Consider the following 23,865-nt stretch of genomic DNA (forward strand, 5'->3'; position numbering starts at 1 on the left):
TTTTTAGAGTGTACGTACAATTACTTATTTTTGGAGGGAATTAATAATGGCAGTTAATGCGAGTGCAGTAAAAGAACTCCGTGAAAAAACGGGCGCAGGTATGCTCGATTGCAAAAAAGCACTGGAAGAAGCAAACGGTGACATCACGAAAGCAGCTGAATTGCTTCGTGAAAAAGGTCTGTCAGCAGCAGCAAGCAAAGCTGGCCGTGCAGCAACTGAAGGCGTTGTAGAATCTTATATCCACGCTGGTGGTCGTATTGGTGTACTGGTAGAAGTGAACTGCGAAACTGACTTCGTAGGTAAAACAGATCAATTCAAAGATTTCGTTAAGGACATCGCTATGCAAATCGCAGCAGCGAGCCCGAAATTTGTTACTCGTGAAGAAGTTCCTACAGAAGAGCTGGAAAAAGAGAAAGAAATCTTGAAAGCTCAAGCTCTGAACGAAGGCAAACCAGAAAAAATCGTTGAAAAAATGGTTGAAGGCCGCATCGGTAAATATTACGAAGAATTCTGCCTGTTGGAGCAAACCTTTGTTAAAGATCCTGACAAAACAATCTCCCAACTGTTGAATGAAAAAATCAGCCAAATCGGTGAAAACATCTCCATCCGTCGTTTCGTTCGTTACGAATTGGGTGAAGGTCTTGAGAAAAAAGTAGACAACTTCGTAGAAGAAGTTATGTCCCAAGTAAACAAATAAGACGGTTTTCTAACCGGCAAGCAGGAATGATTTTCGAAGATATAAGAATGATGAAACTTCGAAGCGCTACTCCCTTATATCCCAGGAAAACAATGCCTTACCGGTTGAACGTTTTTCCTAAAAGAGCGGAACACAACTGTGTTCCTTTCTTTTTAAGCAGGAGGCCATGCGCGAGAAGTTTTGTTGGTTGAACACCGAGGGTGTTCAATTCAAAGTGGAGGGTGAATAATTGGAACAGCCAGTATTTAAACGTGTTGTCTTAAAGGTCAGCGGAGAGTCTCTTTCCGGTCAAAATGGCTACGGTATTGATGCAGAGACGATCTCGTCGATTGCCCAGCAAGTAAAAGAAGTAGTTGAACTAGGTGTACAGGTTGCTATCGTGTGCGGCGGCGGAAACATCTGGCGCGGAATTGCCGGTAGCGAGAACGGCATCGACAGAGCAACTGCCGATTATATGGGGATGCTGGCGACGGTTATGAACTCGCTCGCCCTGCAAGATGCACTGGAACAGATTGAAGTGCCTACTCGCGTACAGACATCGATTGCCATGCAACAAATTGCGGAGCCTTATATTCGTCGTAGAGCTATTCGTCATCTGGAGAAAGGCCGGGTCGTTATTTTTGCAGCAGGTACAGGTAACCCGTTCTTCTCCACCGATACAACAGCAGCACTGCGTGCAGCAGAGATCGAAGCAGAAGTCATCTTGATGGCCAAAAATAAAGTTGATGGTGTATACTCAGCAGATCCGTTTAAAGACAGCACAGCTGTCAAGTTTGATCAGTTGACTTACATGGATATACTTAACAAAGATCTTGGTGTAATGGATTCAACGGCGTCCTCGCTGTGTAAGGACAACAACATTCCGTTGATCGTATTTGCCATTACGGAACAAGGTAACATCAAACGTGTTGTTCTTGGTGAACGCATCGGGACAATCGTTAAAGGGAGTGTAGATTAATGCCACAAGCGGTTAAAAAACATGCCGAAGAACGTATGGATAAAGCGATTCAAGCGTTACGACGTGATCTTGCCACTTTGCGTGCAGGTCGTGCAACTCCGGCTCTTCTAGACCGGATTCAAGTAGAGTATTACGGTGCAATGACTCCGCTCAACCAATTGGCTAATATCAGTACACCGGATTCCCGCACACTGATGATCCAGCCGTGGGATAAATCCTCCATGGGGGATATTGAGCGTGCAATTATGAAATCCGATCTTGGCCTTACGCCAGCGAACGACGGAACGATGATTCGTCTGTCCATTCCGGCTCTTACGGAAGAACGCAGACAAGAACTTGTGAAGTTGACGAAAAAGTTCGGTGAAGAAGGCAAAGTAGCCATTCGTAATATTCGCCGTGATGCGAATGATGATATTAAAAAAATGGAGAAGTCAGACATTTCCGAGGATGAGTCCCGGAGACATCAAGACGACATCCAAAAATCGACCGACAAGTTTATTGCTGAAGTCGATAAGGTACTCGCTGCCAAAGAAAAAGAAATCATGGAAGTGTAAGACAAGCGCAGCCCCTCCAATACGGTGGGGTTTTGTCTCTTTTTCCAAGCTTCAGGTGAAGAAACTTCAGGGATTTTGGAGGAACAGGAATGATCAAACGGGTTCGGTCGTGGTGGAATGGGGCTGACAAGCAGGAAACGCTGACTATATCCGAGGATAATATCCCGCAGCACGTCGCCATCATTATGGACGGCAATGGACGATGGGCGAAACGTTTGGGTCTCCCACGAATAGCTGGCCACCAGAATGGGATGAAGGCGGTCAAACGTGCGACCATCGCGGCGGATGAACTGGGCATCAAATATCTGACGATGTACGCTTTTTCGACAGAAAACTGGACGCGTCCAAAAGAAGAAGTGGATTTTCTGATGCGGCTTCCGCAAGAATTTTTGGCGATAGAGCTGGATGAGCTTATAGAAAAAAATGTACGCATCCGTATGATGGGCCAGGAGGAGCACTTACCTTCCCATACCATTAATGCTTTGCGTGAAGCTATTCGTCTTACGGAACATAACACAGGGCTTGTTTTGAATTTTGCAATGAACTACGGAAGTCGTCGCGAAATGACGGACTGTGTCAAACAGATCGCTCTGCAGGTAAAGTCGGGGGAACTATCGGCAGACGATATTACGCCTGAACTCATTGACAGACATATGCTCACTGGGGATATGCCTGATCCGGATTTGCTAATCCGGACGAGCGGAGAGTTGAGATTAAGCAATTTCATGCTTTGGCAGCTCGCATATAGCGAATTATGGTTTACGGATATATACTGGCCCGAATTTGGCAAAAAGCATTTGCTTGAAGCAGTAGCCGAATATCAGCGCAGAACAAGGCGTTACGGCGGTTTGAAATAGATGGAGGATGAAGCCGTTGAAACAGCGACTAACGACAGGAATCATAGCAGGTGTGTTATTTTTGGGTTTTTGCATGCTGGGCGGACCCTGGTACCATGGCTTGGTACTGCTTATGGCTCTCATCGGTTACTATGAATTTGTGAAAATGACCGGGGTACAGCCTTTTTCAGGTGTAGCCCTAATCGGTTATGCAGGTATCTTTGCGATTGTGTTTCCTTGGGAAATGGTTTGGGAAGCCAGACCACTAACGTTATTCCAGATCGGATGGCTTGTGATGCTTGTATTAATGACGGCCTCTGTGGTAACTAAAAACAAAATTCCTGTAAACACTGTTGCCATGCTCTTTTTGGGAGTAATGTATATTGGAATCGGTTTTTATTACATCGCGGAATCCAGACATTTGCATCATGGGTTGTTCTGGACGTTTCTGCTTCTGGGCTCCATATGGGCAAGTGATGCAGGTGCCTACTTTGTAGGGAAACTTATCGGGAAGAACAAACTTTGGCCGTCGATCAGTCCTAATAAAACGGTGGAAGGTGCACTGGGTGGTATTGTGATCGCGGTAGTCACTTCTGTTGTTTTTGCATTGGTGTCAGACGGCTTGTTGTCTTGGCAAAGAGCGGTATGGATTGGGATTGCATGCGCGGTTGTAGGACAAATGGGAGATCTGATTCAATCTGCTTACAAACGTGTGTATAACATCAAAGATTCCGGCACTTTGCTCCCGGGGCATGGCGGTATTCTGGATCGGTGCGACAGCTGGATTGTCGTTTTTCCATTCGTACATATACTAATGCTTCTGCCCTATTAAAAATGAGCACAAGCCATATGACGAACTATTCGTCATAGGCATTGGATAAATAAAGATGAGGTGCAGCATGAAAAAAATTGCGATTCTCGGGTCAACCGGTTCCATTGGAACTCAGACACTGGATGTAGTCGATATGCATCCCGAACGCTTTCAAGTAGAGGGACTGGCTGCTGGGAGCAATATAGAGCTGCTGATTGAGCAAGCGAAGCGTTATCGACCCAAAAAGGTATCAGTTGGCTCAAAAGAGCTGGCAGAGGCCGTGGCACCGCACCTACCTGTCGAAACACAGCTTTTTTATGGCAAAGAAGGATTGGTAGAAGTTGCTGCCGGAACGGATGCAGATACGGTTGTTACTGCTGTAATGGGGAGTGTAGGGCTTGAGTCAACCCTGGCTGCTATTGATGCAGGCAAAAAGATCGGGCTGGCTAACAAAGAGACGCTAATTACAGCGGGTCACATTGTTACTGCAAGAGCGACTGCGAAAGGGGTACCGATTCTGCCTGTGGATAGTGAGCACTCGGCTATCTTCCAATGCTTGAATGGAGAACCTCGTGAACGCGTGATGGGAATTACACTTACGGCCTCTGGAGGATCGTTCCGTGATTTGACTCGTGAACAGCTCAAGGAAGTTACCGTAGAAGATGCACTGAAACATCCTAACTGGTCGATGGGGTCGAAGATTACGATAGACTCGGCGACGATGGTGAATAAAGGTCTGGAAGTTATTGAAGCGCATTGGCTGTTTGGACTAAGTTATGATCAGATTGATGTATTGCTTCACCCAGAGAGCATCATTCATTCCTACGTGGAGTTTAATGATACAAGCATTATTGCCCAGCTTGGCAATCCGGACATGCGTGTTCCCATTCAGTATGCACTGACCTATCCTGACCGCTTACCATCACCTTCACAACGTCTATCCCTAACGCAAGTGGGCAAACTGCATTTCCGTGAGATGGATATGGAACGGTTCCCTTGTTTAAGAATGGCATACGAATGTGGTAAAATGGGAGGAACCGCAGCAACGGCGTTTAATGCAGCCAACGAGGTTGCTGTAGCACGTTTCTTGCGTAAAGAGATTTCGTTCCTTAAAATAGAGGATATTATTGCTTCTGTGCTGGAAGCACACCGCAATGTGGACGAGCCTGATCTGGAGGAAATCGCAAGATGTGATCAGGAGAGCCGTCAACTTGCGTTCAGTCTGTAATCTCTTTTTTCAAGATAAAATGGAAGAAGTGATTCTCTTGTGCAGCATCAGAGAATAATGATAATCTAAAGGGACAGACTGCGGTTCGTGCCGTGAAGGAGGATGGATAGGGATTGGAAACCATACAAGTGGTATTTCTAACGGTGCTCATGTTCTTTGTCATCGTGACGGTTCATGAATGGGGACATTATTATTTTGCCAAACGCGCCGGTATTCTTGTACGGGAATTTGCGATCGGTTTTGGTCCCAAATTGTTCTCATATAAAAGAAACGAGACCCAGTTCACATTGCGTCTACTGCCTTTTGGCGGGTATGCACGTATGGCTGGGGAAGACCCGGAACTGGTAGAAATTCAAGAAGGTCAGACAATTGCAGTAAGGTCGGCTGATGACCAAGTCAAAATGATCTACCTCGATCAATTGGATAATCGAAAAAATGTAATTCGTGGTGAAGTGATCTCCATTGATATGGAGAATGCATTGAAATTGCAACTCGATGTGGATGGCGAAATTCAGCAGTACCGGATACATCCGCAAGCGATGCTCGTGAGTCGTGGAAAACAAACGCAGATTGCACCGAAAGATCGCCAATTCGGCAGTAAAACGGTGGGTCAGCGGGCAATGGCGATTTTTGCCGGACCCCTCATGAATTTCATCCTGGCATTTGTTTTATTTGCAGTCTACGCACAGATGGCTGGGGTTCCAGTTGAGAATCCGAAAAATCTGGAAATTGGTGAAGTGCTTGAAGGTGGAGCTGCCTACCAAGCGAACCTGCAAAAGGGGGATATCATTGAGACAATCAATGGTACGGCCATCGGCACGGATTCGCAAAAAATGGTCAGCATGATTGCTGATTCCAAAGACAAGCCGATGGAGTGGACGCTGCGCCGGGGGAATGAAACGTTTAATATCACGATTACTCCTCGAGCGGTAGAAGGCCAGGAAGGCGGTAAAGTTGGTATTGTACCTACGCTACCAACCCGTTCTGTTGGATTTGTAGAAACATTTAAAGTGTCCGGCGTAGCCATGGTGGATACAACCAGAGTGATTTTTGAAGGATTCAGACATCTCATTAATCAATTTAACATGGACGATATCGGTGGTCCGGTGCGTACATTTGAGGTTACGGGCCAAATTGCAAAACAGGGTATTGAGCAATTAACCAGATGGGCTGCCATTTTGAGCCTTTATCTTGGTATCTTCAACTTGTTGCCTATTCCTGCGCTTGACGGAAGCCGTTTGGTTTTCCTGGGGATTGAGGCGCTTCGTGGCAGACCCGTTGACCCGAACCGGGAAGGTATGGTTCATTTTGTCGGCTTCGCCATGTTGTTTGTACTGATGCTGGCAGTAACATACAATGATATATTACGATTAATTAACGGATAATTATGGTTTGACTACGCTCTGACTTTTCAGAGAGAGTCGTTATGGGAGGACGCTGGAGTCTTATGTCAAAGGAAAATGATAAACAGTTCGTGACTGAAATTACACCTCAGGGCGAGGATTTCTCACGCTGGTACATTGATGTTATTAAAAAAGCTGATCTCATGGACTATTCGCCCGTACGCGGTTGTATTGTTTTCAAACCAGACGGGTTCGAAATCTGGGAGCACATTAAGGATGAGATGGACCGCCGTTTCCGTGAAACCGGCCATCGTAATGCTTACTTCCCGATGTTCATTCCGGAGAGCTTTTTCCAAAAAGAAAAAGAACATGTTGAAGGCTTCAATCCCGAATTGCCATGGGTAACGGAAGCAGGCGGAGAAAAGCTGGAAGAACGTCTGGCGATTCGCCCAACCTCGGAAACCATTATTGGCCACATGTACTCCAAGTGGATTCAGTCGTATCGTGACTTGCCAGTACTGATCAACCAATGGGCTAACGTGGTTCGCTGGGAGAAGAGAACACTGCCTTTCCTTCGCACAAGTGAATTCTTATGGCAAGAGGGCCATACGGCTCATGAGACGGAAGAAGAAGCACGTGAAGAGACGATGAAAATGCTTGAAATTTACCGTGAAGTTGTGGAAGAATATCTGGCGATCCCCGTTATTACGGGTCAGAAAACAAAATCCGAGAAATTTGCAGGTGCTGTAGACACCTTCTCCATCGAAGCGATGATGAAGGATGGGCGTGCGGTACAAGCCGGAACTTCTCATTATATGGGTACGAATTTTGCAAAAGCATTTGAGATTCAGTATCTTAGCCGTAACAACGTGCTGGAACTGGCTCACACCACTTCATGGGGAACAAGTACACGTTTGATCGGTGCGTTAATCATGGTTCATGGAGATGACCGTGGTCTGGTTCTTCCTCCTAAAGTTGCACCAACACAAGTCGTCATGATTCCAATTGGACCGCCAAAAACACGTGATGCTGTTGTAGGCCGTGCGGACGAGTTGTTTGCTGAGCTGAAACAGGCGGGGATTCGTGTGAAAATGGATGATCGCAGTGATGTTCGTCCAGGCTGGAAATTCAATGAATACGAGATGCGTGGTGTTCCTATTCGTCTCGAAATTGGTCCGCGTGATATGGAGAACGGTGTATGTGTTCTCGTTTCTCGGATTACTGGAGAGAAGAAAGTTGTTGAACAAGCCAATCTGGTAGAAGAAATCCAGACGATGCTGACTCAGGTGCAAGCCGATATGCTGCAACGTGCCCGCACGTTTATGTCGGACAACTTCTACTCTGTAGATACGCTTGATGAGATGAAGGAATTGATGGAAAACAAACGCGGGTTCACACTGGCTGGATGGTGCGGTTCAGAAGCTTGCGAAGATAAAGTAAGAGAAGTAACAGGTGCAACAAGCCGGAATATTCCGTTCCAGCCTGCGGAAGAAAAGCATACGTGCCTGGCTTGTGGTGAACAAGCGAAACACACGGTAGTGTTTGCAAGAGCGTACTAAGTCAGGAAGACTTGACTAACAGCACTTATTCACCGTAAGAGTAAGGAATGGAGAGCTTCTGTCGGATAAAATGAGTCGGTGCGGGTTCGGATCGGGGACATTTTTGAATGCAGAGGCTTTTCCTGTTTTAAGGGGGTACAAGGAGGAACACGATGAGTGGATTCGAGGAGAAGAGAAAACGGTTTGAGTTGTTGATGAAACAGACGGAGCTTCCAGCAGGCCTGATAGAGCCCTACTTTTTGGATGGATGGATTGAACGGGTGGAGACAAGCCGTAGCAATCGCGACTGGACTATTGTGATTGCAAAGGATACCTTGGTTCCTGCTCCAATCTATCGTACATTTTGCCTGCATATCCAAGAGAAAATGAATCATATTTCCAAGATTACGTTTGGCTTCAAATATAGTGAGCAGGTCGCGATTGGTGATATTGTCAGTGAGTATTGGAATCTGTTTCTTGAATGGGTTACACGAGAGATCCCATCGGTTAATGGTTGGATGAATCGTACCAAGTTTGAATGTGAAGCGGATCTGCTGCAATTGACCATGAGTGATGCCATGTCGATGGAGCTTGCGAAGAAGAAGCAGATCGATCAGGCTATAACCACTTTTTATGATAAGTATTTTCAATTGCCTTTGCGGGTCAAATTGCTGGTTGGTGAGGTTGAAAGCAATAAAGAGGCGATGGAACAATTCCAGCTCAAGAAGCGGGAAGAAGAGCTTCAAGTCATTGAGCAGATGATGAGTGAAGTGGACTCGGAAATGCCTGAAGAGGAAGAACAAGGCGATGTTCGCTTACAAATGGGATATGAAATCAAGGAACCAGCTGTACCTATGCAGGAAATTCAAGATGAAGAGAAAAAGGTTACGTTGCAGGGGACGGTCTTCGGTCTGGATCGCAAGGAATTGCGGAACGGGAATACCCTGTTTACTTTTTATCTGACGGATTTCACGGATTCCATGCAAATGAAGATGTTTGCCAAAACAAAAGAGGATGTCAAAATCCTCAGCTTGCTGGCTAATGGAAAATGGGTAAAAGTCCGTGGGCGCGTTGAATACGACCGGTTTATGCAAATTCCGGAACTGGCCATGATTCCTTCAGATTTGATGGAAGTAAAGGCACCGCCATCCCGTAAGGATAATGCAGCTGAGAAACGGGTTGAGTTCCACCTGCACTCCACAATGAGTACAATGGATGCCGTAACTTCAATCGACAAATACGTAAAGACTGCAGCGGAATGGGGACACAAAGCAATCGCGGTCAGTGATCATGGCGGTGTGCAGGTGTATCCGGAGGCGTCCAAAGCGGCCAAGAAAAACGGAATCAAAATGATCTACGGCCTCGAGGCCAATGTGGTGAACGATTCGGTTGCTGTTGTTATGGCACCGCAGCCTTTGGAACTCAAATCAGCAACATATATCGTTTTTGATATTGAGACCACAGGTCTGTCTGTAACCCAGAACAAGATCATCGAGATTGCGGCAGTGAAGGTAGAGGATGGTAAAGAAATTGACCGCTTTGCTACGTTTGTAAATCCGCATGAGCGCATCCCATATAACATTCAGCAGTTGACTAACATTAACGATGAAATGGTAAAGGATGCACCTGAGCTAGAACCGGTTATCCATGATTTTGTGAAGTTTGCCGGAGATGGCGTATTGGTTGCGCATAATGCGCGATTCGATATGGGCTTTATTCAGGCTTCGCTGAAACAGCTTGGCATGCCTGAGCTTCAGAACCCTGTACTCGATACGTTGGAACTGGCACGGTTGTTATATCCAAAAATGAAGAACCACCGTCTGAATACGCTGGCGGATAAATATAAAGTAGCACTGGAAAGTCATCACCGGGCGATTGATGATACGATTGCGCTTGCAGGTATACTGAATGGATTGGTTAATGATGCCGCCCAGATGAAAGGTCTGACCATGCTTGATCGTCTTAATGATTATGTCGGAGTTGACCTTTCAAATACGCGTCCATTCCATTGCGGAATCTATGCTTTGAACGATGTCGGTAAAAAGAATCTTTATAAACTGGTATCACTTTCCCATACGGAGCATTTCAAACGGGTGCCTTGTATTCCAAAATCGAAGCTGATCAATTTGCGTGAAGGTCTCATTATTTTATCTGGTTGTGAAAAAGGCGAATTTTTCGAGGCTGTGCTGAACAAATCTCTTGAAGAAGCGGAAGAGATAGCGCATTTCTATGACATTCTGGAGATCCAGCCTTTGACGATGTACATGCATTTGGTGGATAAAGGGCTGGTAGCTACACCTGAGGAACTAAAGCTCGCGGTTCGTAAAGTTGTTGACATCGGTCAAAAATTGGGGAAACCGGTCATAGCCACAGGTAACGTTCATTACCTGGAGCCGCGCGACAAACTATATCGGGATATCACCATTCATGGAATTACAGGCTTCAGCCCGCTTAAAGATCAACGCAAACCGGACGCTCACTTAAGAACGACAGATGAAATGCTGGAAGAGTTCCAGTACCTGGGCCAAGATAAAGCCTACGAAGTCGTTGTTACGAATACGGTTGAATTGGCGGATCGGTTCGAGGAAATCAAGCTGTTCCCGGATAAGCTGTTCACTCCGATTCTGGAAGGTGCAGACGATGAAATCCGTAATACCTGCTATAATACCGCCAAGTCGATTTATGGTGAGGAACTACCGGAAGTCATTGTGGCACGACTGGAGAAAGAACTGAATCCCATCATCAAATATGGTTTTTCTGCCAACTATCTGATCTCGGAACGTTTGGTTAAAAAATCGAATCAGGACGGTTATCTTGTTGGCTCGAGGGGATCAGTTGGTTCGTCTGTAGTTGCTACTTTCTTGGGGATTTCCGAGGTTAATCCGTTGCCAGCACACTATATTTGTGTGAATCCGGAGTGTAAGCACAGTGAGTGGTTCCTCGACGGAAGCGTGCCGAGTGGATTTGACCTTCCTGAGAAAGAATGCCCTGATTGTGGAGGCCGATTAAAAGGCGAAGGGCAGGATATTCCGTTTGAGACTTTCCTAGGTTTTAAAGGGGACAAAGTTCCCGATATTGACTTGAACTTCTCGGGTGATTATCAGCCGCATGCCCATAACTATACGAAGGTGCTTTTCAGCGAAAAGAGTGTGTTCCGTGCGGGCACAATTGGTACAGTAGCTGAGAAAACAGCATTTGGTTTTGCCAAGAAATATGAGGAAGAACATCATAAGAAATGGCGCGGAGCAGAATTGAACCGTTTGGCCTCAGGTTGTACCGGGGTTAAACGTAGTACAGGGCAGCATCCCGGTGGTATTGTTGTTGTACCGGATTATATTGAAGTGGAAGATGTAACGCCTGTACAATTCCCGGCGGATGACGTTAATGCGGAGTGGAAAACAACACACTTTGACTATCACGCCTTCGAAGAGAACTTGCTAAAACTCGATATTCTGGGGCACGATGATCCAACTATGATGCGGATGCTGCAGGATTTGACGGGTATTGATCCAACGACCATTCCGATGAATGATCCTAAGGTCATGAGCATGTTCAACTCTACAGAGGCACTCGGCGTTACGCCAGAGCAGATTCGTTCACCAGTTGCCACTTTTGGTGTACCAGAGATGGGGACGAAGTTTGTACGTCAGATGCTTATCGAATCTCAGCCTTCGTCTTTTGCCGATCTACTCCAGATTTCCGGATTGTCTCATGGTACGGGGGTATGGCTTGGTAATGCACAAGATTTAATTAAAAATGGAACTTGTAATATCAAAACGGTGATTGGTTGCCGGGATGATATCATGTTGTTCCTGATCTATAAAGCGGGCATGGACGCCAGTCTTGCCTTTAAAATCACGGAGAGTGTGCGTAAGGGACGTGGTTTGCCGCAAGAATGGATTGATGAGATGAAAAATTGCAAGGTGCCGCAATGGTACATTGATTCCTGTCTTAAAATCCAGTACATGTTTCCAAAGGCCCACGCGGCCGCCTATGTTATCTCGGCAGTGCGCACAGCCTTCTTTAAGCTGTATCACCCAATTGAATACTACGCGACATACTTCACAGTTCGTGCGGATGAGTTTGACATTGAACTGGTATGTCAGGGCTATGAGCCCATCTATCGGAAGATCGTAGAGATTGAACAATTAGGTTTCCAGGCACCGCCAAAAGAAAAAAATATGCTGCCTGTCCTTGAGATGGCATTGGAAATGGCAGCACGCGGATTCTCGCTCAAGCCGATTGATCTGTATCGTTCGGAAGCGACGAAGTTTATCGTTGACGGAAATTCACTTATTCCTCCGTTTTCGGCACTGGGAGGAATCGGGGATAATGCTGCACGCAATATCGCTGCGGCAAGAGAACATGGAGAATTCCTATCGATTGAAGATTTCCAGCAGAAGTCCAAAGCAAGTAAAACAATTGTTGAATTGCTGACGGGCATGGGATGCTTCCGTGGTTTGCCGGAAAGCAATCAATTATCCTTGTTCTAAAATGACATTTTGAGTATCTATTTATGGTCTGTAATGTGATTACGTAAATTTTTCTTCATTAGTAGTTAAAATGGCTGAGTGATCGCTTACTTGTCACTATTACCAGACTATGTTATAATTTTTGAAGTGAACGAGATAGTACGAATTTCTAAAGAGTGGGGAAACCCACTCTTTAGTCTTTGGTATACAAGAATCTTGGGTAATGAAGAAATTGCCAGCCAATATTTGCTGGTGTAACCTAAGTTGGAGGTTATCGGTTTTGAGCACAACGAACATTAAATCTACCGTGGAAGAAATGATCCAACCCTACTTGAACGAACAAGGCTTCGAGCTGGTTGACATCGAATACGTCAAAGAAGGCAGCAACTGGTTTTTACGGGTGTATGTCGACAAAGAGGGTGGCATCGACATCGATGATTGTGTCTTGATCAGTGAAAAGCTAAGCGCCAAGCTGGATGAGAACGATCCGATTCCGACCATCTATTTCCTTGAAGTGTCTTCTCCCGGTGCGGAGCGTCCACTGAAAAAACCGGAGGACGTTGCCAAATCCGTAGGTAAAAACGTATTTGTTACAACCTACGAGCCGGTAAATGGTATAAAGGAATTTGAAGGCAAGCTGCTTTCCTTTGATGACGGGGAACTTGTGATCGAAGCAGGCAAGAAACAGCATGCCATTCTTTATGACAAGGTTGCGAGTGCGCGCCTGGCCATTCTGTTTTAAGTGCCTTGTTCACTTATTAATGAAAAAAGACACATCTCACGATAACGGCAAGGTGCTCATGAGTTTAGAGCCTTTCGCCGTTTTACGTATGAGATGCCATGTTTGAAAGGGGGATCAACATTCATGAGTATGGATTTTATTGAAGCAATGAATGAATTGGAGCGGGAAAAAGGGATCAGCAAGGATGTGCTGTTTGAAGCGATCGAGGCAGCACTCATCTCCAGCTACAAGCGTAATTTCAACACCGCCCAGAATGTGCGTGTTGACATGAACCGCAATACGGGTGTTATCCGGGTGTATGCCCGCAAATTGATCGTGGAAGAAGTCCTGGATTCACGTACCGAAATTTCATTGCCTGCTGCACGAGAGATCAACCCACACTTCCAGCTGGAAGATATTGCGGAGATTGAAGTTACGCCGCGTGATTTCGGACGTATCGCCGCACAAACTGCCAAACAGGTAGTGACCCAGCGGATTCGTGAAGCCGAACGCGGCCTGATCTACAACGCTTTCGTTGATAAGGAAGAAGATATCGTTACGGGAGTGGTGCAGCGTCAGGATTTGCGCAATATCTACATCGATCTGGGCAAAATCGAAGCGGCATTGCCGCTGACCGAATTGATGCCGAACGAGAAGTTTGTTCATGGTGACCGTATTAAAGCGTACATCACCAAGGTCGAGAATACGACCAAAGGGCCGCAAATCATTTTGTCCCGTACACATCCGGGCTTGTTGAAACGTCTCTTTGAACTGGAAGTACCTGAAATTTTTGACGGTGTAGTCGAGATCCGCTCCGTCGCACGTGAAGCGGGCTTCCGCTCCAAGATTGCTGTTCATTCCCGCAATGAGGAAGTTGATCCAGTTGGATCATGCGTAGGTCCTAAGGGAATGCGCGTGCAGACCATTGTGGGTGAGCTGCGCGGTGAAAAAATTGACATCGTTCGTTTCTCCGACCAGGTAGACGAATATGTGGCTAATGCACTTAGTCCTTCCAAAGTATTGGAAGTTCAAGTATTCGAGGAAGAAAAGATGGCTCGGGTTATTGTTCCTGACTATCAGCTGTCCCTCGCCATTGGGATCAAAGGTCAAAATGCCCGATTGGCAGCCAAACTGACCGGCTGGAAAATCGACATTAAGAGCGAGAGCCAGGCGGAACAGGAATTCGGCAGAGAGAAAGATTCTTCTTCGGAAATGCACCAAGATTCCGTCTCCGTCGACTAAAGTAAAGCACGGGGGGCGCTAACGTATGAAAACTAAAAAAGTACCGTTACGCAAATGTGTGGCGTGTCAGGAAATGATGCCCAAAAAGCAGCTGATCCGTATCGTTAAAACGCCAGAGGATGAAGTGCTGATCGATTTGACTGGCAAAAAGTCCGGACGTGGTGCTTATTTATGCGGCAAAGAGTCCTGTTTTAAGCTTGCACTCAAAAACCGGTCTTTGGATCGGGCGCTAAAGGGCAAAGTCTCACCGGAAATTTATGAGCAATTGGCAGCTGATTTCGTTGCGGTAGAGGACGAATTCATAGCAGCACAGGAGCGTGAACATGATGAATAATAAAACATTGTCTTATCTGGGACTCTCCATGCGTGCAGGCAAACTTGTAACAGGTGAAGAAATTGTACTTAAAGCGATCCGTTCTTCCGAAGCTAAAATGGTTATTGTTGCGGGTGACGCCTCGGCCAATACACAAAAGAAATTTCGCGACAAATGCGGGACATATAAAGTTCCACTGGTGATCGGATTTGACCGGGATAGTCTGGGTTCAAGTATCGGTAAAGAAACGCGGGTTGTTCTTGCAGTAACGGATCGAGGGTTTGCAAAAATGATCTCCAAGCAAGTCGGTATAATGTCGGAGGTGGAGTATATTGAGTAAACAAGAAAACAAGGATAAATTGCGAGTTTATGAATATGCGAAGTCCCTTAATATGAGTAGTAAAGAAATTATAACCATTCTTAAAAAGCTGGATATTCCCGTAAACAATCATATGAGTGTCATGGAGAATGGTTCAGTCGGTAAGGTGGAACAATTTTTTAAAGATATAAAATCCACTGCCGCTTCCAAACAGAGCAATGAAGCAAAATCCGTTGCTACTTCGTCAGTGCGCAGTGACAAAACAGTGGACAGCAACAAGCCGGCCGGCGGAGTGAACACGCCGAATAGCAGCAACCCATCCGGTAGTCCCGTACAAACAAAAATACAACAGGAAAAGCAGGTAGGTATGAACAATAGACCAAATTCCAACAATAACAATGGCTCCCAAAGACCTAGCGGCCAAGACAGCCGCAACAGAACGAACTCTTCCCAAGGCTCAAGCCAAGGAGGACAATCAAGTAATCGTCCAAGACCAGCTCAAGGTGGACAAAGCAGTACAGCATCCCGTCCGCAAAGTACGGGTCAACGTCCATCGAATAGCGGTGGAGGTCAAACAAGAAGCGCAGGACCGAACAGCGGTGGCAACACTGGCACTGGCGGCAACCGTACTGGTGGCCAAGGACAGAGCTCAGGCCAAGGCCAACGCAGAGGCGGCCAAGGTAATTCCGGCAATAACAACAATAGCGGCAACCGTTCAAACAGCGGTGGCGGTGGACGTCGTTATGACGACAACCGTGGAGGCAACTACCGCGGTAATCGTGGCGGCAAGAACAATCGCAACAGAAATCAACAACAGTACCAACAACGTGAGAAAATTGATAACACACCTAAGAAAATCATCGTACGTGGTGACATGACTGTTGGTGAAACAGCGAAATTGCTCCATAAAGATGCTTCTGAAGTTATCAAAAAACTCATCGCAATGGGTGTAATGGCAACGATTAACCAAGAGCTTGATATCGAAACAATCCTGCTGCTTGCTGGAGAGTTCGGTGTTGAGGTAGAAGTGAAAATTGTCCTTGAAGATGATCGCTTCGAAACACTGGAAGAGAATGATGATCCTGCTGACTTGCAGTCTCGTCCACCAGTAGTTACGATCATGGGTCACGTTGACCATGGTAAAACAACATTGCTTGATGCAATTCGTTCAACGAATGTAACGGGTGGAGAAGCAGGCGGTATCACGCAGCATATCGGTGCTTATCAAGTTGAAATTAACAACAAAAAAATCACGTTCCTAGATACACCAGGTCACGAAGCATTTACTGCTATGCGTGCACGTGGAGCACAGGTTACGGATATTACAATTATTGTTGTAGCAGCAGATGACGGTGTTATGCCACAAACGGTTGAGGCGATTAATCATGCTAAAGCTGCTGGGCTGCCAATTATCGTAGCTGTCAACAAAATTGACAAGCCGGGTGCAGATGCAGATAAAGTAAAACAAGAATTGACCAACTATGAACTCGTTCCGGAAGAGTGGGGCGGCGACACCATCTTTGTTAACGTTTCAGCGAAACAAAGAATTGGCTTAGAAGGTCTGCTTGAAATGATTCTGCTCGTTGCAGAAGTGAACGAGTACAAAGCAAACCCTGACAAACGGGCCCGTGGTACAGTGATCGAAGCCGAGCTGGATAAAGGACGTGGCCCAGTTGCCCGTATTCTCGTACAGCACGGTACATTGAAAGTCGGAGATGCTTTTGTTGCAGGTAACTGCTTCGGTCGTGTACGTGCGATGGTGAATGACAAAGGTCGCCGCTTAAAAGAAGCTGGACCTTCAACACCTGTAGAAATTACTGGTCTGACTGAAGTTCCAGGTGCGGGAGATCCGTTCATGGTGTTTGAAGATGAGCGTAAAGCACGTTCTATCGCCGACAAACGTGCCATTACACAACGTGAATCCGATCTGGGTACAAACACACGTGTGACATTGGATGATCTGTTCCAACACATCAAAGACGGTGAAATCAAAGACCTGAACGTAATCATCAAAGGTGACGTACAAGGTTCGGTTGAAGCATTGAAAGGTTCCCTTGCGAAGATCGAAGTTGAAGGTGTACGCGTGAAAATTATTCATAGCGGCGCTGGTGCAATCACAGAGTCTGACATCATTTTGGCTGCAGCATCCAATGCCATCGTGATTGGTTTCAACGTTCGTCCTGATAATCAGGCGAAAGCGACTGCAGATCAAGAGCAAGTAGACATTCGTCTGCATCGCGTAATCTACAGCGTTATCGAGGAAATTGAACAAGCAATGAAAGGTATGCTTGATCCGATTTACAAAGAAAAAGTAATCGGTCATGCTGAAGTTCGGAGCACGTTCTCCATCAGTAAAGTCGGCACCATTGCTGGATGTATGGTTACCTCGGGTAAAATTACGCGTTCCGCGGAAGCACGCTTGATTCGTGATGGCATCGTCCTTTACGAAGGCAAGCTGGATTCCCTCAAACGTTACAAAGATGATGCCAAAGAAGTAGCCCAAGGTTACGAGTGCGGTATCACGCTGGATAAATACAATGATCTCAAAGAAGGCGACGTTATCGAAGCCTTCATTATGGAGACAGTACAACGATAAGCAAGGAAGCATGAGGTGAACAACAATGGCTAAGATTCGTACAGGTAGAGTGGGCGAGCAGATCAAGAAAGAATTAAGTCTGCTCATCCAGTCTGAACTGAAAGATCCTCGTATCGGCTTTATTACCGTAACGGGAGTCGAAGTTACAGGCGACTTGTCGCAAGCCAAAGTTTATCTGAGTGTCTTCGGTGAACAGGAACAAAAGGATAACTCGCTTAAAGCGCTGGCAAAAGCAAATGGATTTTTGCGTTCAGAACTGGGCAAGCGTATCCGTTTTCGACATGTTCCCGAGTTGATATTCAAGATTGACGAATCTATTGCATATGGCAGCCGAATTGAGAAGCTGCTTGGTGATATCGGTACCGACAAGAACGAATCCGAGTAACAGAATAAAGGAGACGGCAATGCACACTTATGAACAGGCGCTTCAGGACGGAAAGCAATTTCTGCTGGAGCATGATGATTACCTGGTCGTGTCGCATGTACAGCCGGACGGTGACGCAGTCAGCTCTACGGTAACGGTGGGCTGGCTGCTGTCATGTCTGGGCAAGACATTCACGATGATTAATGAAGGTGAAATTCCACAACGCATGAATTTTTTGTGGGAAGCTGGCAAGATCGTGAACATGACCGAACAACCACCGGTGCGGAAATATAAAGCGATTATCTGTGTGGATTGTGCAGACTTTTCCAGAGTAGGCTTGACTCGTCATTATTTCGAAGAAGATGCTGTCATTTTAAATATTGATCATCATCCGACCAATGATGGGTATGGAACAGTAAATATCATTAAGCCAGACGCAGCAGCCACGGCTGAAATTCTGTTTGATTTCCTCAATCTTTTCCCAGTGAAGTGGGATAAAGATGTGGCTACAGCAGTCTATACAGGATTGCTAACAGATACAGGTGGATTCCGCTATGCGAATACGAGTCCTAATGTGATGACCACTGCATCCAAATTGCTTGAACATGGTGTGGATGGACCTTATCTTGCACAAATTCTGCTTGAGCAGGTTACGCTCCCACAAGTCCGTATATTGAATCAGGCACTCTCAAGCCTGCAAATGACTGACGATGGCAAGATTGCCTGGGTGGTCATTACACCCGAAGACATGATTGCTTGTGGTGCGGCTAATGAAGATCTTGAAGGGGTAGTCAATTACCCCCGTAACATTCAAGGTGTGGAAGTGGGCATCTTTTTTAAAGTAATCAATGAAAATGCGGTGAAAGTGTCTCTCCGGTCAGCTGGCAAAGTTGATGTTGCCGCTCTTGCACAGAACTTTGGTGGAGGCGGACATGTACTCGCAGCTGGATGTCGCGTAGAAGGAAAGTTGGAAGATATCGTCGCGCTAGTGCTAAAGCAGGTGAATACTCAATGGTAAAACCATTCGAAGGTATACTTCCGGTGTACAAACCAGCGGGTTTTACTTCTCATGATGTTGTGGCCAAAATGCGTCGCATTCTCAAAATGAAACGTATTGGTCATACAGGTACATTGGACCCGCAAGTTACTGGTGTACTTCCGCTCTGTCTTGGACGGGCAACCCGTGTGGTGGAGTACATGCAGGAGCTTCCCAAGGAATACCTGGCAACGCTTCGACTGGGTCTGTCTACTGACACGGAGGATATGACAGGTGAAGTCATTGAGCGGTCGGAGACGGCTGTTGAGGTGACACAGGAGCAGGTTCAGCAGGTGCTGGAGCAATTCGTAGGCACCATCTCACAGGTTCCTCCTATGTATTCTGCGGTCAAAGTGGACGGGAAACGTCTCTACGAACTTGCTCGTGAAGGCAAAACGGTAGAGCGTAAGAGTCGTGAAGTTACGATCTATGAGCTGGAATTGACAGGAATTGAGAATCAAGGCGAGACAACGGATATATCGTTCCGCGCTTTATGTTCCAAAGGGACATATATTCGAACGTTATGCGTGGATATCGGTAAAAAATTGGGATATCCGTCCACCATGCTACACCTGGAGCGCACGATATCGGCTGGGATTTCCGCTGATCATTGCCTTCATTTTGAAGAAGTGGAACAACGTATGATCGATGGAACGTTAGCCGAGGTGTTGATTCCGGTTGATGAAGCCATCTCTTCCATTCCGGCACATACGGTGGGTGCGGATCAGGCCAAGGGGGCCCTTCAGGGCCAGAAATTATCGGCGCGTTTGCTCGAACCGCCTGCAGAGCAACCTGGTCTACTGCGGTTATATGATCAGGATGGGACGTTTCTGGGGATATTTGAGCGGGATGAGTTGAAAGCAACGGTGAGAGCTGTTAAAGTCTTTTTACCGGAATAAAGAGGTTCCTGGTTTGAGTGGTGGTACTCAAGCCTGGCCTATCTAGTGAAATGCAGGTGAATGATTGTGAAAACCGTAATGCTAACCTATCCGCAGACGTTACAATCGGCTGTTCAGGGCACACATCCCCAAGTGCTTGCGATCGGTCAATTTGACGGGCTGCATCTCGGACATGCAAGTGTCATTTTGTCAGCTGTCCGCATTGCACGCGAAACGGGCATGCAGGCAGCGGTGATGACCTTTCATCCTCATCCGAAGGAAGTTATGCGCAAAGGGGATTACGAGGGTTATCTAACTCCCTTGAGAGATAAAGAAGACATCCTGGCAGGGATGGGTGTAGATGTACTCTATGTGGTCGAATTCAATGAGGAGTTCTCCAGATTGACGCCGCAGCAATTTGCACATGATCTGCTGATTCCGCTTCAGACTCGAACAGCGGTAGTTGGTTTTGACTTCCGCTTCGGTCACAAGGGAGCAGGGGATGAGCAGCTTCTTCGCACATTGGGAGAAGGCGAAATGACGGTGGAAACTGTACCTCCATTCCTGTTAAATGGTGAGAAGGTAAGCAGTTCTCTCATTCGTGTCCTGTTGAAACGTGGAGAAATGGACGAAGCCAGCCAATGGCTCGGACGACCATATAGCATCAGGGGAATTGTAATTCATGGAGAGAAACGTGGGCGGACAATTGGTTTTCCTACCGCTAACCTTGAACTTACGGATCATTATGTTACGCCGGCGAAAGGCGTATACGCTGTTCGTGTGCAGTATGGGGAGCAGGAACTGCGCGGCGTCATGAACCTTGGTGTGAAACCTACCTTTCACGAAAACGGGATGAAACCTACGTTTGAGGTGCACTTGCTTGATTTTGATGGGCAGATATATGACCAGGAATTAAAGGTTGATCTCGTTCACTACATTCGTGCAGAGCGGAAATTTGACTCGATTGATGCCTTGATCAGTCAGATTCGTGAAGATGCATTAACCGCCGCCCGCCTGTTATCCTAAGGTTCAGGACAAAATACATGTTTACATTTACTTTGTCTGGGCAACTATGATATAATGTACTACGTTGTCATTTGAGACAACACATAACCTTGGCTTGGTTACTTGCTCTCACCGGCGGTGACGAGGCTAATGGCGATTATAATGAAGGAGGTGAATAGGATGGCATTGACTCAAGAACGTAAACAACAACTGATCGACGAGCACAAAACTCATGAGTCCGATACTGGATCACCTGAGGTGCAAGTTGCTATCCTTACGGAAAACATCAGAAGTTTGACAGACCACTTGCGTACGCACAAGAAAGACCACCACTCACGTCGTGGACTTTTGAAAATGGTAGGTCAACGTCGTAAGCTTTTGGCTTACGTGAAAAACAAAGATGTTAAACGTTACAGCGCACTGATCGAAAAACTCGGATTGCGTCGTTAATTATCGTACATGTTTTCAAAATCAACCTGGCTGTTATCCGTCATTCCTTTGTCTAAAAGGACAAGCGGAGCTTACAGCCGGGTTGTTTTGTAGATGAACATGTTGCCATATATTTGTAGCTGAATGGCTCCGCAAGGAGCTTTTGTTTTGCAAGTGAGCATGTTGCTGTGGAGTTAATGAATGCAGGACAAGCAGGAAATACTGTGAAAATGCAGAATCCATTGTGTTAGGAACGAATAAAAGGAGGGATTTCATGGAACAGCGTGTTGAAATGCAGCTTGGTGGAAGAACGCTTACGCTTGAAACAGGGCGTTTGGCCAAGCAGGCTAATGCTGCCGTTAAGGTAACGTACGGGGATACCGTTGTATTGTGTACCGTGACAGCATCAAGTGAGCCTAAAGATCTGGATTTTTTCCCATTGACGGTAAACTATGAAGAAAGATTGTATGCCGTAGGTAAAATCCCAGGTGGATTTATTAAACGTGAAGGCAGACCAAGTGAGAAAGCAATTCTTTCGAGCCGTTTGACAGACCGTCCGATTCGTCCTTTGTTCCCGGAAGGTTTCCGGAATGATGTACAAGTTCTGAATATCGTTATGAGTGTGGACCAGGACTGCGAACCGCAAATTGCTGCCATGATCGGTACTTCGGCTGCACTGAGCATTTCGGATGTTCCATTTAGCGGACCAATTGGTGGCGTAAAAGTTGGACGTATTAATGGTGAATTCATCATCAACCCAACGATTGCACAGCTAGAGGTAAGTGAGATTGAACTCGTTGTTGCAGGAACCAAAGATGCCATCATGATGGTTGAAGCGGAAGCGAACGAAGTTCCGGAAGAAGTAATGTTGGAAGCAATCATGTTCGGACATGACGAGATCAAGAACATTGTTGCAGTCATCGAACAACTCGTACAAGTAGCTGGTAAAGAAAAAATGGCTGTGAAATTGCATGCCGTTAATGCTGAAGTTAACAGCAGTGTACGTGAGTTTGCCAGTGCGCGTCTGGTTGAGGCTGTTAAAATTGCTGAGAAACATGCGCGTCAGGATGCAATCGATGTCGTGAATGACGAAACTGTTGCTCACTTCGAAGAGAAGTATATTGAGTCTCCTGAACTGCTTAAAGATGTGAAAGAAGTGCTGCACGATATCGTCAAAGAAGAAGTGCGCCGCCTGATTACACATGATAAAGTTCGTCCGGATGGACGTGGACTTGCTGAGATTCGTCCAATTGAATGTGATACTTCCCTGCTGCCACGTACTCACGGTTCAGGTCTGTTCACTCGTGGTCAAACGCAAGCGCTCAGCATTTGTACACTTGGTGCACTGGGTGATGTTCAGATTTTGGACGGAATCAGTCTTGAAGAAACGAAACGTTTCATGCATCACTACAACTTCCCGCCGTTCAGCGTAGGTGAAGCTCGTCCATTGCGTGCTCCGGGCCGTCGCGAAATCGGACATGGTGCTCTGGGTGAGCGTGCTCTTTCCAAAGTAATTCCTTCCGAAACGGACTTCCCATACACGATTCGTCTCGTATCCGAAGTATTGGAATCCAACGGTTCAACTTCCCAGGCAAGTATCTGTGCCAGCACATTGGCTATGATGGATGCAGGTGTACCAATCAAAGCTCCAGTTGCGGGTGTAGCTATGGGTCTGATTAAAGACGGAGATCACGTATCCATCCTTAGTGATATTCAAGGTATGGAAGATCACCTCGGTGACATGGACTTCAAAGTAGCAGGAACACCTGATGGTGTAACAGCAATTCAGATGGATATCAAAATTGATGGTATTGATCGTCAAATTTTGTCCGAAGCATTGGCTCAAGCCAAAGAAGGTCGTATGCACATCTTGAGCAAAATGACCGAAGTGATGAAAACGCCACGTGAGCAGTTGTCACAATATGCCCCTAAAATTACAACCATGCATATCAATCCGGACAAAATCCGTGATGTTATCGGTGCAGGTGGTAAAATTATCAATAAAATCATCGAGGAAACCGGTGTTAAAATTGATATTGAACAGGATGGACGTGTCTTTATTGCCTCTTCTAACCAAGAGATGAATGATAAAGCCAAATCGATCATCGAAGGCATTGTACGTGAAGTACTGGTCGGCGAAATTTATGTAGGTAAAGTAAAACGTGTTGAAAAGTTTGGTGCATTCGTTGAAGTGCTGCCGAACAAAGAAGGTCTGGTCCACATCTCACAATTGTCCACAGAGCGTGTTGCTAAAGTGGAAGATGTTGTTGCCATTGGTGATTCCATTACAGTAAAAGTAACGGAAATTGACCCACAAGGCCGTATCAACTTGTCCCGCAAAGCCGTATTGACTGCTGAAGCTCCAGCTCAATCATAGGCTACGTGCCATCGTTTTTTGAAAAGATAGATTGAATGAAGAGACAGAATGTGAATTTCTGGCTCTTTTTTTAACGTTTAAATACCTATATGAAATACATTGTTTACCCATAAGGCCTCTGAATCCAGCTTTGAAGATACTTTACATG

20 protein-coding genes are annotated in these 23,865 nt (G+C 46.1%); all 20 read left to right on the forward strand.

Annotation, left to right across the window (positions count from 1 at the left end):
• The first annotated feature begins 46 nt into the window (after nt 1–46).
• The 20 genes from tsf to pnp all read left to right on the forward strand — a co-directional run bounded on the left by tsf (nt 47) and on the right by pnp (nt 23,717).
• Nucleotides 47–697: a translation elongation factor Ts gene (gene tsf, locus RS891_RS11485; protein WP_062326078.1), complete on the forward strand. Its 651-nt coding sequence runs from the start codon at nt 47–49 to the stop codon at nt 695–697.
• Nucleotides 698–926: 229 nt separating this feature from the next.
• A complete protein-coding gene (gene pyrH, locus RS891_RS11490) occupies nt 927–1,655 on the forward strand; it encodes a UMP kinase (RefSeq protein WP_024630245.1) in 729 nt (242 codons plus the stop codon).
• Complete coding sequence (gene frr / locus RS891_RS11495; RefSeq protein ID WP_024630246.1) at nt 1,655–2,209, forward strand: ribosome recycling factor; 555 nt, start codon at nt 1,655–1,657, stop codon at nt 2,207–2,209. Before pyrH ends, frr begins: the two co-directional genes overlap by 1 nt.
• 89 nt (nt 2,210–2,298) lie before the next feature.
• Complete coding sequence (locus RS891_RS11500) at nt 2,299–3,066, forward strand: undecaprenyl pyrophosphate synthase (RefSeq protein ID WP_063566384.1); 768 nt, start codon at nt 2,299–2,301, stop codon at nt 3,064–3,066.
• A gap of 16 nt (nt 3,067–3,082) precedes the next feature.
• Nucleotides 3,083–3,877: a phosphatidate cytidylyltransferase gene (locus tag RS891_RS11505; RefSeq protein ID WP_163760910.1), complete on the forward strand. Its 795-nt coding sequence runs from the start codon at nt 3,083–3,085 to the stop codon at nt 3,875–3,877.
• A 67-nt stretch (nt 3,878–3,944) separates the two neighbouring features.
• Nucleotides 3,945–5,084 (forward strand): 1-deoxy-D-xylulose-5-phosphate reductoisomerase, encoded by a 1,140-nt coding sequence (locus tag RS891_RS11510; protein WP_315795337.1) that lies wholly within the window; start codon nt 3,945–3,947, stop codon nt 5,082–5,084.
• A gap of 113 nt (nt 5,085–5,197) precedes the next feature.
• Nucleotides 5,198–6,469, forward strand: coding sequence for an RIP metalloprotease RseP (gene rseP, locus RS891_RS11515; RefSeq protein ID WP_076289526.1), 1,272 nt, complete (start codon nt 5,198–5,200; stop codon nt 6,467–6,469).
• A gap of 62 nt (nt 6,470–6,531) precedes the next feature.
• Nucleotides 6,532–7,986, forward strand: a complete 1,455-nt coding sequence (gene proS, locus RS891_RS11520) for a proline--tRNA ligase (protein WP_113052610.1) — start codon at nt 6,532–6,534, stop codon at nt 7,984–7,986.
• Nucleotides 7,987–8,138: 152 nt separating this feature from the next.
• Nucleotides 8,139–12,458 carry a PolC-type DNA polymerase III gene (locus RS891_RS11525; protein ID WP_113052609.1) on the forward strand — a complete coding sequence of 1,440 codons (4,320 nt, stop codon included), beginning with the start codon at nt 8,139–8,141 and terminating at the stop codon, nt 12,456–12,458.
• A gap of 259 nt (nt 12,459–12,717) precedes the next feature.
• Nucleotides 12,718–13,179 (forward strand): ribosome maturation factor RimP, encoded by a 462-nt coding sequence (rimP, locus tag RS891_RS11530; RefSeq protein ID WP_062326086.1) that lies wholly within the window; start codon nt 12,718–12,720, stop codon nt 13,177–13,179.
• Nucleotides 13,180–13,302: 123 nt separating this feature from the next.
• Nucleotides 13,303–14,400, forward strand: coding sequence for a transcription termination factor NusA (gene nusA, locus RS891_RS11535; RefSeq protein WP_062326087.1), 1,098 nt, complete (start codon nt 13,303–13,305; stop codon nt 14,398–14,400).
• A 25-nt stretch (nt 14,401–14,425) separates the two neighbouring features.
• Nucleotides 14,426–14,734, forward strand: a complete 309-nt coding sequence (gene rnpM, locus RS891_RS11540; RefSeq protein ID WP_053783828.1) for an RNase P modulator RnpM — start codon at nt 14,426–14,428, stop codon at nt 14,732–14,734.
• The gene (locus RS891_RS11545) at nt 14,724–15,053 is read left to right on the forward strand and encodes a YlxQ family RNA-binding protein (RefSeq protein ID WP_029880929.1); all 330 of its coding nucleotides are present in this window, start codon (nt 14,724–14,726) and stop codon (nt 15,051–15,053) included. Before rnpM ends, RS891_RS11545 begins: the two co-directional genes overlap by 11 nt.
• Nucleotides 15,046–17,628, forward strand: coding sequence for a translation initiation factor IF-2 (gene infB, locus RS891_RS11550; protein WP_113052608.1), 2,583 nt, complete (start codon nt 15,046–15,048; stop codon nt 17,626–17,628). Before RS891_RS11545 ends, infB begins: the two co-directional genes overlap by 8 nt.
• Nucleotides 17,629–17,653: 25 nt before the next feature.
• Nucleotides 17,654–18,013 (forward strand): 30S ribosome-binding factor RbfA, encoded by a 360-nt coding sequence (gene rbfA / locus RS891_RS11555; protein WP_062326091.1) that lies wholly within the window; start codon nt 17,654–17,656, stop codon nt 18,011–18,013.
• Nucleotides 18,014–18,032: 19 nt separating this feature from the next.
• On the forward strand, nt 18,033–19,010 hold the full coding sequence (locus RS891_RS11560; protein WP_113052607.1) for a DHH family phosphoesterase: 978 nt from the start codon (nt 18,033–18,035) through the stop codon (nt 19,008–19,010).
• Nucleotides 19,004–19,927 carry a tRNA pseudouridine(55) synthase TruB gene (gene truB / locus RS891_RS11565; protein ID WP_113052606.1) on the forward strand — a complete coding sequence of 308 codons (924 nt, stop codon included), beginning with the start codon at nt 19,004–19,006 and terminating at the stop codon, nt 19,925–19,927. Before RS891_RS11560 ends, truB begins: the two co-directional genes overlap by 7 nt.
• Before the next feature lie 66 nt (nt 19,928–19,993).
• Complete coding sequence (locus RS891_RS11570) at nt 19,994–20,932, forward strand: bifunctional riboflavin kinase/FAD synthetase (RefSeq protein WP_397386909.1); 939 nt, start codon at nt 19,994–19,996, stop codon at nt 20,930–20,932.
• A gap of 159 nt (nt 20,933–21,091) precedes the next feature.
• Nucleotides 21,092–21,361 (forward strand): 30S ribosomal protein S15, encoded by a 270-nt coding sequence (gene rpsO / locus RS891_RS11575; RefSeq protein WP_056700672.1) that lies wholly within the window; start codon nt 21,092–21,094, stop codon nt 21,359–21,361.
• A 253-nt stretch (nt 21,362–21,614) separates the two neighbouring features.
• Entirely contained in the window at nt 21,615–23,717 is a 2,103-nt protein-coding gene (gene pnp / locus RS891_RS11580) for a polyribonucleotide nucleotidyltransferase (protein ID WP_113052605.1), read from the forward strand.
• The last annotated feature ends 148 nt before the right edge of the window (nt 23,718–23,865 follow it).

It is taken from the genome of Paenibacillus sp. BIC5C1, from assembly GCF_032399705.1.
Lineage (GTDB): Bacteria > Bacillota > Bacilli > Paenibacillales > Paenibacillaceae > Paenibacillus > Paenibacillus taichungensis_A.

Coding starts and splice junctions, on each gene's coding strand:
- RS891_RS11510 (WP_315795337.1), top strand. CDS start 3,945: ATGAAAAAAATTGCGATTCTCGGGTCAACCGGTTCCATTGGAACTCAG.
- RS891_RS11525 (WP_113052609.1), top strand. CDS start 8,139: ATGAGTGGATTCGAGGAGAAGAGAAAACGGTTTGAGTTGTTGATGAAA.
- RS891_RS11560 (WP_113052607.1), top strand. CDS start 18,033: ATGCACACTTATGAACAGGCGCTTCAGGACGGAAAGCAATTTCTGCTG.
- tsf (WP_062326078.1), top strand. CDS start 47: ATGGCAGTTAATGCGAGTGCAGTAAAAGAACTCCGTGAAAAAACGGGC.
- rpsO (WP_056700672.1), top strand. CDS start 21,092: ATGGCATTGACTCAAGAACGTAAACAACAACTGATCGACGAGCACAAA.
- proS (WP_113052610.1), top strand. CDS start 6,532: ATGTCAAAGGAAAATGATAAACAGTTCGTGACTGAAATTACACCTCAG.
- RS891_RS11500 (WP_063566384.1), top strand. CDS start 2,299: ATGATCAAACGGGTTCGGTCGTGGTGGAATGGGGCTGACAAGCAGGAA.
- RS891_RS11545 (WP_029880929.1), top strand. CDS start 14,724: ATGATGAATAATAAAACATTGTCTTATCTGGGACTCTCCATGCGTGCA.
- pnp (WP_113052605.1), top strand. CDS start 21,615: ATGGAACAGCGTGTTGAAATGCAGCTTGGTGGAAGAACGCTTACGCTT.
- truB (WP_113052606.1), top strand. CDS start 19,004: ATGGTAAAACCATTCGAAGGTATACTTCCGGTGTACAAACCAGCGGGT.
- nusA (WP_062326087.1), top strand. CDS start 13,303: ATGAGTATGGATTTTATTGAAGCAATGAATGAATTGGAGCGGGAAAAA.
- rbfA (WP_062326091.1), top strand. CDS start 17,654: ATGGCTAAGATTCGTACAGGTAGAGTGGGCGAGCAGATCAAGAAAGAA.
- frr (WP_024630246.1), top strand. CDS start 1,655: ATGCCACAAGCGGTTAAAAAACATGCCGAAGAACGTATGGATAAAGCG.
- rnpM (WP_053783828.1), top strand. CDS start 14,426: ATGAAAACTAAAAAAGTACCGTTACGCAAATGTGTGGCGTGTCAGGAA.